Below are 13,746 nucleotides of genomic sequence, written 5' to 3' on the forward strand. Positions count from 1 at the left end.
GTGACCGCGCCGAGCCCGGCGTGGTCACACCAGCTTAGAGCGCCCGACGCGGCGCGCTCCACCGGTCCGCGCGTGCCGCGCGGAGCGGGCACGCGCTGCGGATCCCGACGGTCGGATCCGCCGCCGCCGGACTCGGGCGAACGCCGACGGACCGCAGGCGATCACGGCGGGAACCCAGGCGAACACGGCGAGATCTCAGGCGAACACGGCGAGATCTCAGGCGAACACGTCCGCGACGTAGCGGCCGTCGCGTTCGTGGCGGTCGAGCAGGTCCCGTGCCGCGTCGGCGTCGACACCTGCGGCGTCGGCGTGGATTCGTGCGATGGTCTCGCGCACCGCCGGTGCCATCCGCTCACCGTCGCCGCACACGAACACCCGGGCGCCTGCGTCGAGGAGTCGCCGCACGTCGTCGCGGTCGGCCCAGACCCGCTCCTGGACGAAGCGCACCTCGTTCTCCGGCCGTTCGGAGAACGCCGGCCGCACGTCGACGATCCGGGTGTCGGCCCAGGCGGTGAGTTCGTCGCGATAGAGGAAATCGATGTCCGGCGCGTCGCAACCGAAGAACAGCAGTACGTCGCGGGGGGTCACACCCGACTCGGCGGCGAGCGCCGCCCGGTCCTGCAGGAAACCGCGGAAGGGCGCGAGGCCGCTGCCCGCGCAGATCAGCACGGCCGGTTCGTCGAGCGGGGGCGGGGTGAACGCGGCCGGCGACGGCCGGACCGCGACGGGCACACGGTCACCGGGCCGCCGGCGTTCGAGGAAGGTCGACGCCACTCCCTCGTACTGTCCCGATCCGCTGCGTGCCGGACCGCGGACGACGGCGGCGGTGATCGTGAGCCGTTGCGGGTCGATGCGGGGTGAGCTCGAGATGGAGTACTGGCGGGGTGCCAGCGCGGGTAGGTGGTCGAGGACCGCCGCCGGGTCGGGGAAGCGCGCGGGGAACCGCTCGAGCAGGTCGAACAGGGTGGTGCCGGTGTCGACGATCTCGGTGGGATATCGTTCCGGATCGGCCAATCCGCGCAGTGTGCGGGCGGTGTCGGGGCAGGGGCTGGACCCGGCCAGCATCTCCAGGCCGGCCCGGGACACGGGGCGGGCGAGCTCCACCCAGTCGGTCAGCAGCTCCCGCATCGGGGTCCGAACGCCGAGCGGCAACGAGGTCACACCCGGATCGCCGTCGAGCCTGACGACGGTGTCGTCGGTCAGGCCGAGGAGCCGAAGCGCCCGATCGACCGCCGCCGTCGGGTTCTGCGGCATGACGACGAGGTAGTCACCGGGGGCGTAGGTCGCGCCGTCGGGCAGGGACAGCTCGACGTGGTGTTTGGGACGTGCGCCGGTCACCGATGCGTCGACCAGCGGCCGGCTGTCGATGATGGTCGCGACGCTCAAGTCGTGCCGCGTGATCAGGGGCTCGCGGGTCGTCCCGACGATCTCTGCGGTCAGGGTGCGACGGTCACCGTCGTCGGTGGGAGCGGTCAGGCCGAGCGCGTCGTGGGCGTCTGTCCAGAATCCGGTGTACCAGTCGCCGAAGTCCCCGAAGAAGTCGGTCCGGGCGTTGGCCTCGCCGCGTGGGCGGATTCGCTTCCCGCCCAGTCGTTCCAGGTGCTCGTCGATGGTGCGGGGGATGGCCTGGTAGGTGCGCGCCCAGTCGGTGTTGCCGCAGCCGAACACCGTATACCGCACACCGCGGGCGGCGTCGGAGGGTGCGTTCTCGAGCCACGACACGAACTCCTTCGCGCCCGCCGGTGGCTGTCCCTCATAGGAACAGGTGACGATCACGGTGAGCCCGGTACCGGGATCGTCGGTGGTGAGGTCGGCGACGGCGGAGTCGAGGGGCATCAGACTGCCGGTGAATCCGCGTGCGGTGGTGTCGTCGGCGATCCGTTCGGCGAATGCCTTGGTGGTACCGCCCTCGGAGCCGTAGAGCACGCGGATTCCGATGCCGGTGGCACCCGGGGTGACCGGCAGTCGCTTCGATTGCGGCCGTGTGGGTCCCGGTTCGGTGATGGTGGGGGTGGGCACGGGGAGGGCATCGCTGCGGGGACTGACCCGCATGAACAGGCCGCCGGGCTTGATGGTGAGTGTCTGGACGATCTCCAGTTCGTGGTCGGGATCCTCGAGGAGCAGGTCGAACTTCTGCAGCAGGCGCGCGAGAAACAGGATGGATTCCTGAATGGCGAAGCCACGTCCGATACAGGCGCGTTGCCCGTTGCCGAAAGGCTTCCAGGCATTCGACGGAATCTGCTGTGCGCGTTCGAATCCGAATCGGTCGGGGTCGAATGTCTCGGGATTCTCCCACACCTCGGGATCCCGGTGGAGTTTCATCAGGGGGATCAGGATCACCTCGCCCGCGCGGACCTCGTAGCCGGCCACGATGGTGTCGGCCTTGGGGGTGACGGCGAATCCGGTTGCGGTGGGCCACAACCGCAGCGACTCCTTGAGGATCGCATCGAGATAGGGCAGGCGTCCGACGTCGGCGAAGGTCGGGGCCCGGCCACCGAGTACGGCGTCTACCTCGTCGCGGGCCCTGGCGAGCACAAGAGGGTTGCGCAACAGGGCGTGCAGGGTGAAACTCAGCATCCCGCTGGTGGTCTCGTGGCCGGCGACGAGGAAGGTGATCAGTTGCCTGCGGACGTTGTCGGGGGACAGGCGGCGCCCGGTCAGCGGGTCGACAGCGGTGAGCATACGATCGAGGACATCCTGCTGTCCGTCTGCCGTCGGATGTTCGCGGCGGGCACGGATCAGGCCGTCGGCGAGTTCGTTGACATAGGCCATGTCGCGATCCCACTGTCGAGTCTTGTGCACCAGAACGGAATTCACAGGTCCAGGGCGTCGGAATCGGGCCTGCGCCTCGACGAGTAGCCGCATCAGGCTCTCGATGAACGGATGGACCGCATCGGTGTACATGCTGTTGAACCGGTACCCGAAGGAGCACAGCGCGATGGTGTCCAGGGTGAGGCGGGTCAGCGCGTCGGTCACGTCGATGCGGTGATCAGGGCCGAGGCGCTCCCACTTGAGTAACACTTGGTCGGCGATGTCGGTCATGCCGCCGAACATCGCCGCCAGGCCCGCAGGACCGAAGGTGGGCATCAGGATGCGGTGTGCGGTACCCCAGTTCGGTTCGTCGGTCTCGGCGGTGAACAGGCCGTCGCCGCCGATCCGCCGCAGCTCCTGGAGGGTGGAGAAGATCGACTTGTCGAAACGGGACTCGTCGCAGAGCTCGTCGACGACCTCCCGGCTGGTGGCGACGAGCATCTCGTAACCGAGGATGTTCATCCAGAACATGTCGCCGTACTCGTCGGCGAGGTCGCCGATCGAGGCGACCGGCGCATTCGCGTCGAGCTCGAGTACGTTGCCGATCAACGGCTTCGGCGTGGGCTGCCGGATCGGCCGACCGGGTCGATCGGTGCGGGGGCTGTCGGGGGAGGTGGTGGTCATGGCACACTCCTGTCGGTCTCGTCGTGCCTCATCCCCAACCATCATCGAGATCCACGTCACATAGCATCAGGTACGAAGTGGCCCAGATTTCGTGAGAACCAGGTGGATCCGTACATGACCGATGCGTGTGGGCGGCCGTGGCCGACGACGTCCGACGATGCGGTCGAGCTCATCAGGCGCTCGGCGCGTATCGCCATGGACGGTCTGTCCGCGCTGCTCGAGGCCGTCGACGCCGCGATGCTCTCGGCGGTGGACATGGAGCTCGTCGCCACCGACCCGGTGATGCGCGCCGCGGCCATCCGGAGCAACCGGAGCCTGGTGACCCAGTGGCTGGTCGAGACGATCGCCGATCCGCGCCGCCCCGTCGAACCGCATCTGGGAAACGAGAGCCTGGTGGTCGCAAGGGAACTCGTGCGGCGCGGGATGAATGCCACCGTGCTCGACTCGTACCGTTCCGCACAGAGCGCCGCCTGGCTGCACTGGATGGGGCAGGTGTTCACGCAGAGCTCGGACCCGGCACTCATCCGCGCCGCGCTCGAACTCTCCGCCCGCTCCATCGACGACTACCTCGAGGCCACCATCAGTTCCATCCAGGCGCGAATGGAGGTGGAACGGCAGTGGCTGACGCACGGCAGCCAGGCCGAACGCCGCGAGGTCGTCGCACTGGTCCTCGAGGGGGCGCCGATCGACCGGGCGCGTGCATCCCACCGGCTCGGCTACGGACTCGACCGCAGACACGTCGCCGCCGTGATCTGGAGCGAGGACGACGAGGTGGAGGCCGCGGCACTCGATCATGCCGCCACGAGCCTGGCCGCCGCGCTCGGCGGCGACCGTCCGCTGACCGTGATCGGGGGCTCGGCGACCCTGTGGGTCTGGGTGCCGGTCGGTCGGCCCGAGCCGGTACGACGCGCGCCGTCGGAGCTCATCCGATCTCCGGGTGTGCGGACGGCAATCGGGCGGAATCTGCCGGGGATGGACGGATTCCGACGCAGTCACCTCGATGCGCTCGCCGTGCAGCGGATGATGACGCGACTGCGGACGCCGCAGCCGGCGGCGACATTCGACGACGCGGAGCTGAGCAACCTGATGAGTCAGGATCTCGAGCGTGCCACGCAGTTCGTCCGGGTGACCCTCGGTGATCTCGCGACCGCGAACGAGGCGGTCCAGTCGTCGGTGCTCGCCTACATCGAGTCGAAGTGCAACGCCGTTCGCGCCGCCGAACGCCTCCACGTCCATCGGAACACGTTGGTGCGTAACCTCGCCCGTGCCGAGGAGCTCTTGCCGGTGCCGCTCGACGACAACGTCGTGCGGATCGCGGCCGCGCTCGACCTCATCCGGTGGCAGCGACGGATCGGGGCGGCCGACTGACGGGTGGTGGCACCCTGCTCGCGGGTGGGTACATGTGCACCAGCGCGTCCTGATCCGGGTGCAGGTTGTGGCTGCCGTCGGGACACCGTCCCCGTCCACACTCTGTCCATGATCAGATCAGGCCCTGGCCATCGAACTCGGCGCCCGCGGCGCTCATGTGGCCCGCGCTGACATCGACCGGCACGTCGTCACCATGTCCAGCCTCACCGGGTTCTCGCGCAGCCCGGGATGTCGCACCATTGCGCCACCGAGTTCGGGGTACGCGGATTCACCGAGGTCCTGCGCACCGAGATGCTGCTCGACCGCAGGCGGGTCGCGGTCGCACTCGAACGCCGACTGCGCGCGGACGGCTGAGCGATGACCGAGATCGATGTGCCGCCACGCACCCACGACGTCGACCGGTCCCGGGGTGCGGTCGCCGCCATCTCGCTCGGGGCGTTCTCGCTGGTGATCGGCGAATTCATGCCGGTGGGCATGCTGGGGCCGATGGCCGCCTCGCTCGGTGTGAGCGAGGGAACCGCAGGTGTTGCGCTGACCGCGACGGCAATGACCGCGGCCGTGGTCGGTCCGGTGTCGATGACGCTGTTCGGTTCCCTGGACCGGCGGACCGTGCTGCTCGTGTTGAGCGCGCTGACCCTGGCCTCGAACATCGTCACCGTCTGCGCCACCGGGGGACCTTCCGCCGCCTCGGGGCACTTCCACGCCGCGGCCGCACGCGCGGTGTCCTGGTGCTCATCCTGCTCACTGTGACCGCGCACGTCACCGCGTACACCTACATCACCCCGATGCTCACCGACGTCGTCGGATTCGGGTCGACCACCGTCGCCGCCGCGCTGCTGGCCTATGGCGTGATGGGGATCATCGGCAATGTGGCAGGTGGCGAGGTATCGGCCCGGCGGGCACAGCTCACCATGACCGTTCTGGTGGTCACGGTGTGTGCATCCGTGCTCGTGATTCCCGAGGCCAGAGCCGTATCGCCGGCGGTCATCGCGGTCCTGGTGGTCTGGGCCCTCGTCTGGGGTGCTGTGCCGGTGGGTGTGCAGATGCTCCTGGTTCCCGCCGCCGAGTACGACGGCCATCCGGTCGAGGCCGCGCAGACCGCGAGTTCGAGCCTGTTCCAGCTGTCGATCGGGCTCGGTGCGCTGTTCGGTGGTATCGCCACCAACGTCTCCGGTGCGCGCGGCGCGTTCCTGGTCTCCGCCGTGCTCGCCGTCCTGGCGGTGACGGTCGTCGTGGGACTGGGCCGGCTCAACCGGCGCATGCCGGTCTGGACCTGACGGCGCGGCGAGCGCGACTTCGGCTCAGAGCACGATCACCTCGACGGACTCACCCGCGGCCACCGCGCCTACCTCCACCGGGACGTCGATCAGTGCGTTGGCCTCGGCGAGGAACCGCAGGTGATGGCTACCGGGCGGGCCGATCGGCACCACCTGGGCGCCATCGGTGGTCTCGGTGATCACCCCGCGCAGGAACTGTCGTTTGTTCGCCGGGGAGCGCAGGTCGGCGGTGAGTCGTGCGGTGACACGCCGTCGGCCGGCGGGCAACGCCATCGCGGCCCGCAGCGCGGGGCGGATGAACACCTCGAACGACACCAGAGAGCTGACCGGATTGCCTGGCAACGTGATGATCGGGACCGGCCGGCCATCTGGCGCGGCCACCACTCCGGCGCCCTGCGGCATGCCCGGTTGCATCGCGACCTTGACGAACTCGACGGCGTGGTCGGAGTCGGTCGGGGTGCCGAGAGCCTCCTTGACCACCTCGAATGCGCCGGCACTGACCCCGCCGGAGGTGATGATCAGATCGGCGTCGCCCGCGATGGCGTCGAGCTCTGCCAGGAACTGAGGCACGTCGTCGGGCACGAAATGCTCGTGGCGTGCGTGGGCCCCGGCCTCGCGAGCGGCCGCGGCCAGCATCGCCCCGTTGGACTCATAGATCTGACCGTGCTGCAGCGGGGTGCCGGCCTCGACGAGTTCGGAACCGGTGGACAGCACCACCACCCGTAGCCGGCGGGCGACGCCGACCTCGGCGATCCCGAGTGCGGCGAGCAGACCGATCTGTGGGGCACCGAGCGTGGCACCCGCGGCGAGCGCCACCGCGCCCGCGGTGATGTCGGAGCCGGCCCGGCGGATGTGTTTGCCCTCGGTGGCGGGCGAGCGGAACGCGACCGTCCCCGACGACACGGTGTCGGCGCGGGGCGCGAACGAGGCGTCGGTGTCCTCCACCGGGACCACCGCGTCGGCGCCGTCGGGCAGCGGGGCACCGGTCATGATCCGGTGTGCGGTACCCGGGGCGAGGGCCACGGTGTCGGTCCGGCCGGCCGGGATGTCGGCGGCCACCGGCAGGCGCACCGGGGCATCGGGGGTGGCACCGGTGAGGTCGGCGGCATGCACCGCGAACCCGTCCATCGCCGAATTGTCGAAGCCCGGCAACGAGATCGGCGCGACGACGTCGTCGAGTAGTCCCGACCCGTGGGCGTCGACCACCGGAAGGCGGACGGGGTCGGGCGCGGCGAACAATGCCGCGATGGTCTGCTGATGCTCGGCCACGGAACGCATGACGCCCAGCATGCCATTGCGGTTGGGACTAGATTCGCCCTATGAGCCTGGGACTGCTGCTGGACATCGATGGGGTGATGGTCACCTCGTGGACGGCACTGCCGGGTGCGGTCGAGGCGGTGACGACCCTCGCCGAGCGGGGATATCCACGGATGTTCCTCACCAACACCACATCCCGGTCACGTGGCGAGATCGCCTCCGCACTCGTCGAGTGCGGCTTCGACGTCGCCCCCGACGAGATCCTCACCGCCGCCAAACTCACCGCCGAATACCTCGCCCGCTACCACGCGGGCAAACGGGCGTGGGTGCTCAACGAGGGGCCGATCGCCGAGGACATGACCGGGGTACCGCTCACCGACGACCCGTCGCAGGCGCAGGTGGTGGTGCTCGGCGGCGCCGGTCCGGTGTTCACCCACAAGGCGCTGTCGACGGTGCTGGAGCTGATGCTGGCCGGGGTGCCGGTGATCGCCATGCACCGGTCGATGACGTGGTCGACGGCGCGGGGATTGTCGATCGACACCGGCGTCTACCTCGAGGGTCTGGAAAAGGCCACGGGACGCAAGATCCGCGCCATCGGCAAACCGTCGCCGCTGGGGTTCCGGGCCGCCGTGGACCTGATGAACGTCGACCCGACGCAGGTCGTGATGGTCGGTGACGACATGTACAACGACGTGCTCGGTGCGCAGGCGGCGGCGCTGACCGGGGTGCTGGTGCGGACCGGTAAGTTCCGGGAGGAGGCGCTGGCCGCCTTGCAGCGCGACGAGTTCGGGCCGGTACCCGACCACGTCATCGACTCGATCGCGGATCTGCCCGCACTGCTGGAGAAGATCGACGGGTGATGCGCTGCGGCGTGGTGGTCATCGCCGGGCGCTGCGCCAGGCGAGGATCTCCAACGCGGCCGCCACGTGAACGATGTTGTCGCGCAACGGCCGCGGGAGAAGACCGTCGACCTGCGCGAGTCGCCGCACGACGGTGTTGCGGTGGGTGTACAAGCGCGTCGCGGTCTCCGCGGCGTTACACCCCGACGCGATGTAGGTGAGTGTCAGCTCGCGCAGGTCGCGGTCGGCGGAGGCCAGTGCACCGACGGTGTCGTGGATGAACTCGTCGACGTTCGACGGGTCGTCGGTGACCAGTTGCACCAGTTCGACATCGGCGAAGGTGGCCAGTTGTCGGCCCGACGGGCTGCCGTCGAGGAAGCGCTGCACGGTCGCCGCGTCGAGGTGACTGCGCCGAAAGCCCACCATCCCGTCACGGGTACGACCCACCGCGATCCGGACCTCGGGCTGTGCGGTGACCGCGGCCGTCAGGTCCGAGGTCGGCCCCGACCAGGCCACCGGTAGCCAGACCCACAGGGCGCCGGCACCGGCCACGACGGTGAGCCGTCGGCCCGCCCCGCAGGCACGCATGATGGCCTCGGCCGCCGCCTCGAGGTCGGCGGCACCCGTGGCGGCCGGCGACCACAGGATCACCGCCGTGTGCGGGCCGGTGAAGCGATAACCCAGTTGACGCTCGCTGCGTCCCTGGTCCACGGGCGCACCCTCCAACAGCAGCATCACCGTCGCCCGACGTTCCGCGTGGCTGCCGCGGGTCAGCTCGGCACGCTCGGCGTCCATCCGTTCCCCGACGGCCCGGATGGAATCGTCGATGAAGCACGAGATCGACAGACCGACCAGGTCGACCAGCTCGCGGAGTTCGTCGGGGTCGGAGGTCAGGTCGAAGCAGATCCCGAGGAACCGGCGCCAGGCGACCGCCTGCGAGGTCCGATAGGACTCCAAGGCGTCCTTGTCGAGACCGCGCCGGACCAGGTCACGCGCGGTGGACAGCATGTCGTGGTCGAGCTCGGGCCGGACCCGGACGCCGGGATGCTCGACGTTGGCCGTCAGCCAGCGGGTCATGTTGGTCCGGGTGGTCCGGCGTGCGCCGTCGGCGAGGATCGGGTCGTTGGCGATGGGCCGCATGGACTCGGTGCTCAGCGCGGCCGAGTAGAGATCCTCGAGCAGCCCCGAGCCCGGATCCAGCGCGCGGAGTGCGGCCTCCCGGATCAGCTCCTGTCCGCGAACGGACGGCGACGGCCACGTCGGCGGGTCGGTGTGCGCCATCGGTCCATGATCGTGGTGGTGTCCCGGTCCGGCAAGTACCTCACGACGGCGGTCGGTTGATCAGCCGCCACAGGGCATGCTTGATCTTCCACACCAGCCCGTGCACGGCATGGGTCGGACCACCGATGCCCTGCATCGTGATGACGGAGATGCACGGTTCGTCAAAAGGGTTGCGCCAGGCGTGCATTGCCGCATTGTTGACCCAGGTGTCGCCGGGGGAGAGCAGCTTCTTCTCGCCACCGTCGACCTCGAGATACACCTGACCGGACAGGACGTAGCCGTACTCGATGGTGTTGGTGCGGTGCATCCCGAGCCGGCTGAGGTCGAAGGCCTGGCCGAACTCGGGGACCTGACCGATGAAGTTCATGAAGTTCGTCTCGACCTCCTTCGGGTCGAGTGCGTCGAGCACGGCGTCGGGCATCGTCACATTGACGAAGAACACCGTGTCGCCCGGCCGTGGGATGAACGGCATCTCGCGGGTGACATCAACTGCGGCAAAGGGAATGTCCCTTGAACCCGTTGTACCCCAGATGATGTCGAGGGCGGGAAGCCGGGGATAGGCGTCGAATCCGACCTGTCGGGTACTGGTGCTGTCGTCGGCGAACACCGAGGAACCGCCCGGGTCGGTCTGGGTGATCACCCGACGCGTGCCCCGGTGGCGCGGCGTGCTGGGGGTGGTGCGGGATTCGGCTGACATCGTGGCTCTCCGATCGGGCGGACCTGCGGTGCTGGTGTTGTGTGCATCACAGATCGTGGCGGACGTCCGCTACCCCTGTCGTGGACGATCTGCACCAGAATTGCCGAAGTTCGGTGCGAAGTGTGCTCGCATGCGTGATGGCGCTCACTGCAGACTGTGACCCAGGGAACACGCGGGTGTCACACGGCACCCCCGGGCCGGACGGCACGACCCGAAGACCTATCGGAACTCACGGAGGCGACCATGGCGAGCAAGGCGGAAACGAAGGCGGAGCATCTCGATGTGCTCGTGGTGGGAGCAGGGATCTCGGGAATCGGCGCCGGCTGCTACCTCAAAGACCGGCTCCCGGACAAGAGCTTCGCGATCCTCGAGGGCCGCGAGTCGCTGGGCGGGACGTGGGACCTGTTCCGGTACCCGGGAATCCGCTCCGACTCCGATCTCAACACCTTCGGTTACGAGTTCGAGCCGTGGCGTGACAAGCAGTCCATCGCCGACGCGCCGCTGATCCTGTCGTACCTGCGTGAGACATCGGTGAAATACGGTGTGGCCGAGCATATTCGCTACAGCCATCGGGTGATCGCGATGAACCGGTCGGCGGCCGACGGGCACTGGGTGGTGCAGGTGGAGCGCGGAGCCGACGCCGAGCGCATCACCCTCACGGCGAACTGGGTGTTCGCCGCCACCGCTACTACCGGTACGACGAGGGCTTCACCCCGCAGATTCCCGGTCGAGAACGCTTCGGCGGCAGCGTCATCCACCCGCAGCACTGGCCGGAGGATCTCGACTACACCGGCAAGCGGGTCGTCGTGATCGGCTCCGGTGCCACCGCCGTCACGCTGGTGCCGGCGATGGCCGACGACGTCGAGCACATCACCATGCTGCAGCGCACCCCGTCCTATGTGCTGCCGGCACCGCGGATCGATCCGATCGCGCTGTTGTTGCGCAGGCTGTTCGGCGACCGGCGCGGCTACGCCCTCACCCGCCGCAAGAACATCGAGCAGCAGCGGATGATCTGGGGCTTCTGTCAACGATTCCCCCGGGCGGCACGCCGCGTGATCCGCGCGATCAATGCCAAGCAGCTCCCCGACGGCTATCCCGTCGACGAGCACTTCAACCCGCCGTACGACCCGTGGGACCAGCGTCTGTGTGCGGTGCCCGACGGTGACCTGTACACCGCGCTCGGATCCGGGAAGGCCTCGATCGTCACCGACCGGATCGAGACCATCACCGAGACCGGGATCAGGCTGCAGTCCGGTGAGGAACTGCCGGCCGACATCATCGTCACCGCAACCGGCCTCACTCTTCGACTGCTGGGCGGGATCGACGTCTCCGTCGACGGTGAGCCCCTGGTACTCCCGGACAAGGTCGTCTACCGGGGCACCATGCTGACCGGGGTGCCCAACCTCGCGATGTCCATCGGCTACACCAACTCGTCGTGGACGCTCAAGGTCGGTCTGCTCTGCGAGTACTTCTGCGCGCTGCTCGGATACATGGATCAGCACGGGTACGACACCGCCTGGGCAGAGGCCGATCCCGACATCCCGACCCGACCGCTCCTGGACTTCGACGCCGGCTACGTCACACGCTCGCTGCACGAACTCCCCAAGCAGGGTCCGGCCGCCCCGTGGCTGATGTCGATGAACTTCCACGACGACCGGCGACTGGTTCGTGGAGGTGGAGTGGTCGACGAGCATCTCCACCTCGAGGGGCCCGACGCCCGCGCAGGCCGCCGGCCGGTGGCGGCACCGAGCGCCCCACGCACGTCCCGGGCGAGGCGATCGGGCGCCGAGGCCGTCGCGCCGGCGGGTGTGGAGGTCGGCGCATGACCGCCGTCGACGCACGTCCGGACAGCTTCGTGACACTGAACAGCGGTGTGCGCCTGTGCTTCCGCGACGAGGGCCCGGCCGACGGCGAGCCCCTGCTGCTCGTCACCGGTCTCGGTCTCGACCTCGCCGCCTGGCCGCAGCCGATGCTCGAGGGGTTGTCGGCGGAAGGATTCCGGGTGATCCGCCTCGACAATCGCGACATCGGCCGCTCGGCCAAGATCCTGACACCGCCACCGAATGCGCTGCGGGTGATGACCGCACGTCCCCGGGCAGATGCCTACCGCCTGCAGGACATGGCCGCCGACACCGTAGGCCTGCTCGACCATCTGGGCATCGACCGCGCACACCTGGTGGGAATGTCCATGGGCGGCATGATCGTCCAGACCGTCGCCGCGTTGTGGCCTCGTCGTGTCGCGACCCTGACCTCGATGATCTCCACCACCGGTGACCCCAGGGTCGGCCAACCGACCCTGGCCACCAAGTTGCGATTGATCCGGCCGACGGCCACCGGGCGCGCGCAGTTCGTACGCGATCACGTCGCGATGGCCGATCATCTCGCCGGACCCGGATATCCGATCGACGAGGCGGTCGAGACCCGGTACGCGGAGGCCTTCTGGGACCGTGCCCGCGGCGATGCCGCGATGATCGGGGCGGGTACCGCGCGACAGATCCAGGCCATCCAGGCATCCGGCGACCGCACCGATCTGCTCCACACGATCATGGCGCCGACCCTGGTGATCCACGGAAGCCACGACCCGATCGTCGCCCCGAGCGGCGGAAAGGCCACGGCTGCCGCCATCGAGGGTGCACAGCTGAGCATCGTCCCCGGGATGGGGCATCACTTCGGCCCCGGGTTGCACAAGCGGCTCGTCGCCGACATCACCGCACAGACACGTAAGGGAGTCATCGCATGAGCAAGTACCCCGTGGCGGGCAAGGTCGCCGTCGTCACCGGCGCCGGGTCCGGGATCGGCCGGGCCCTGGCGATCGAGTTGAGCCGTCGCGGCGCCCGGGTCGCCGGTTGCGACGTCCACGAGGCGGCGGTCAAGGAGACCGCGACCCTGTGCGCCGGCGAGATGCACACCGCCACCGTCGATGTCGGCGACCACGCTGCCGTCGACGACTACGTCGCACAGGTCGCCGGGAACTTCGGGGTGGTCAACCAGGTCTACAACAACGCCGGAATCGGCTTCAACTCCACAGTGCGCGAGAGCAACTGGGGTGACTACCAACGCATCCTGCGGATCAACCTCGACGGCGTCATCTACGGCACCCTCGCGTTTCTCCCACACCTGATCGCCTCGGGCGACGGCCATGTCGTCAACATCTCGAGTCTGAACGGGATTCTCGCACAGCCTGGGTTGTCGCATTACTGCACGGCCAAGTTCGGGGTTCGGGGCTTCACCGAGACCCTGCGTACCGAGATGTTGCTCGACAAGGTGCCGGTGAAGGTCTCGGTGGTCCATCCCGGTGGCGTGGCCACCAACATCTCCCAGAACACCCTCGAGTTCTCCCGGGAGGCGGGGATGGAGCCGACCGCGGCGCAGCTCGCGCGAACCACGACCTACACCGACAAGTTGCTGAAGCTCGCGCCGGCCGACGCCGCCCGGATCATCGCCGACGGTGTGGAGAAGGGGCGGCCGCGGATCATGGTCGGGCGCGATGCGAGGGCGCTCGACATCCTGACCCGGTTCTCGCCCACGGCGGCCGGTCGGGTGGCAGTGGCCTTGGAACGGATCCTGTTGCGGCAGGAGAAGAAGTGACCCC

Annotated in this window: 11 protein-coding genes and 1 pseudogene; 8 read left to right on the forward strand and 4 right to left on the reverse strand. The window is 68.8% G+C overall.

Features of this window, described 5'->3' with window-relative positions:
• Nucleotides 1-216: 216 nt before the first annotated feature.
• Nucleotides 217-3,435 (reverse strand): bifunctional cytochrome P450/NADPH--P450 reductase, encoded by a 3,219-nt coding sequence (locus tag ACWDUA_RS20615; RefSeq protein ID WP_449752871.1) that lies wholly within the window; start codon nucleotides 3,433-3,435, stop codon nucleotides 217-219.
• Nucleotides 3,436-3,549: 114 nt separating this feature from the next.
• On the opposite strand from ACWDUA_RS20615, the gene ACWDUA_RS20620 reads away from it, so the two are divergent.
• The 4 genes from ACWDUA_RS20620 (at nucleotide 3,550) to ACWDUA_RS20635 (ending at nucleotide 6,080) form a co-directional block, all read left to right on the forward strand.
• Entirely contained in the window at nucleotides 3,550-4,803 is a 1,254-nt protein-coding gene (locus tag ACWDUA_RS20620; RefSeq protein WP_449752872.1) for a PucR family transcriptional regulator, read from the forward strand.
• Between the two features lie 228 nt (nucleotides 4,804-5,031).
• A complete protein-coding gene (locus tag ACWDUA_RS20625) occupies nucleotides 5,032-5,157 on the forward strand; it encodes a hypothetical protein (RefSeq protein ID WP_449752873.1) in 126 nt (41 codons plus the stop codon).
• Nucleotides 5,158-5,160: 3 nt separating this feature from the next.
• Nucleotides 5,161-5,553 carry a hypothetical protein gene (locus tag ACWDUA_RS20630; protein WP_449752874.1) on the forward strand — a complete coding sequence of 131 codons (393 nt, stop codon included), beginning with the start codon at nucleotides 5,161-5,163 and terminating at the stop codon, nucleotides 5,551-5,553.
• The gene (locus ACWDUA_RS20635) at nucleotides 5,550-6,080 is read left to right on the forward strand and encodes a hypothetical protein (RefSeq protein WP_449752875.1); all 531 of its coding nucleotides are present in this window, start codon (nucleotides 5,550-5,552) and stop codon (nucleotides 6,078-6,080) included. Before ACWDUA_RS20630 ends, ACWDUA_RS20635 begins: the two co-directional genes overlap by 4 nt.
• A 24-nt stretch (nucleotides 6,081-6,104) precedes the next feature.
• On the opposite strand, the gene moeA is transcribed toward ACWDUA_RS20635, so the two are convergent.
• Nucleotides 6,105-7,358 (reverse strand): molybdopterin molybdotransferase MoeA, encoded by a 1,254-nt coding sequence (gene moeA / locus ACWDUA_RS20640; RefSeq protein ID WP_449752876.1) that lies wholly within the window; start codon nucleotides 7,356-7,358, stop codon nucleotides 6,105-6,107.
• Between the two features lie 41 nt (nucleotides 7,359-7,399).
• On the opposite strand from moeA, the gene ACWDUA_RS20645 reads away from it, so the two are divergent.
• Entirely contained in the window at nucleotides 7,400-8,197 is a 798-nt protein-coding gene (locus ACWDUA_RS20645) for an HAD-IIA family hydrolase (RefSeq protein WP_449752877.1), read from the forward strand.
• A gap of 18 nt (nucleotides 8,198-8,215) precedes the next feature.
• On the opposite strand, the gene ACWDUA_RS20650 is transcribed toward ACWDUA_RS20645, so the two are convergent.
• Together ACWDUA_RS20650 and ACWDUA_RS20655 are read right to left on the reverse strand one after the other, a co-directional pair.
• Nucleotides 8,216-9,457, reverse strand: coding sequence for a PucR family transcriptional regulator (locus ACWDUA_RS20650; RefSeq protein ID WP_449752878.1), 1,242 nt, complete (start codon nucleotides 9,455-9,457; stop codon nucleotides 8,216-8,218).
• Nucleotides 9,458-9,497: 40 nt separating this feature from the next.
• The gene (locus tag ACWDUA_RS20655) at nucleotides 9,498-10,154 is read right to left on the reverse strand and encodes a cupin domain-containing protein (RefSeq protein WP_449752879.1); all 657 of its coding nucleotides are present in this window, start codon (nucleotides 10,152-10,154) and stop codon (nucleotides 9,498-9,500) included.
• Between the two features lie 243 nt (nucleotides 10,155-10,397).
• Between ACWDUA_RS20655 and ACWDUA_RS20660 the strand changes: the two are divergent.
• The 3 genes and pseudogenes from ACWDUA_RS20660 (at nucleotide 10,398) to ACWDUA_RS20670 (ending at nucleotide 13,742) form a co-directional block, all read left to right on the forward strand.
• Nucleotides 10,398-11,980 (forward strand): annotated as a pseudogene (locus ACWDUA_RS20660) (flavin-containing monooxygenase).
• Nucleotides 11,977-12,894: an alpha/beta fold hydrolase gene (locus tag ACWDUA_RS20665; RefSeq protein WP_449752880.1), complete on the forward strand. Its 918-nt coding sequence runs from the start codon at nucleotides 11,977-11,979 to the stop codon at nucleotides 12,892-12,894. Before ACWDUA_RS20660 ends, ACWDUA_RS20665 begins: the two are co-directional and overlap by 4 nt.
• Nucleotides 12,891-13,742, forward strand: a complete 852-nt coding sequence (locus ACWDUA_RS20670) for an SDR family NAD(P)-dependent oxidoreductase (protein WP_449752881.1) — start codon at nucleotides 12,891-12,893, stop codon at nucleotides 13,740-13,742. Before ACWDUA_RS20665 ends, ACWDUA_RS20670 begins: the two co-directional genes overlap by 4 nt.
• The last annotated feature ends 4 nt before the right edge of the window (nucleotides 13,743-13,746 follow it).

This window comes from Gordonia sp. NPDC003376 (assembly GCF_053589235.1).

Excerpts from the sequence above, each read along its gene's own strand:
- moeA (WP_449752876.1), bottom strand. The coding sequence starts at position 7,358 with ATGCGTTCCGTGGCCGAGCATCAGCAGACCATCGCGGCATTGTTCGCC.
- ACWDUA_RS20625 (WP_449752873.1), top strand. The coding sequence starts at position 5,032 with ATGTCGCACCATTGCGCCACCGAGTTCGGGGTACGCGGATTCACCGAG.
- ACWDUA_RS20615 (WP_449752871.1), bottom strand. The coding sequence starts at position 3,435 with ATGACCACCACCTCCCCCGACAGCCCCCGCACCGATCGACCCGGTCGG.
- ACWDUA_RS20645 (WP_449752877.1), top strand. The coding sequence starts at position 7,400 with ATGAGCCTGGGACTGCTGCTGGACATCGATGGGGTGATGGTCACCTCG.
- ACWDUA_RS20655 (WP_449752879.1), bottom strand. The coding sequence starts at position 10,154 with ATGTCAGCCGAATCCCGCACCACCCCCAGCACGCCGCGCCACCGGGGC.
- ACWDUA_RS20650 (WP_449752878.1), bottom strand. The coding sequence starts at position 9,457 with ATGGCGCACACCGACCCGCCGACGTGGCCGTCGCCGTCCGTTCGCGGA.
- ACWDUA_RS20620 (WP_449752872.1), top strand. The coding sequence starts at position 3,550 with ATGACCGATGCGTGTGGGCGGCCGTGGCCGACGACGTCCGACGATGCG.
- ACWDUA_RS20670 (WP_449752881.1), top strand. The coding sequence starts at position 12,891 with ATGAGCAAGTACCCCGTGGCGGGCAAGGTCGCCGTCGTCACCGGCGCC.
- ACWDUA_RS20665 (WP_449752880.1), top strand. The coding sequence starts at position 11,977 with ATGACCGCCGTCGACGCACGTCCGGACAGCTTCGTGACACTGAACAGC.
- ACWDUA_RS20630 (WP_449752874.1), top strand. The coding sequence starts at position 5,161 with ATGACCGAGATCGATGTGCCGCCACGCACCCACGACGTCGACCGGTCC.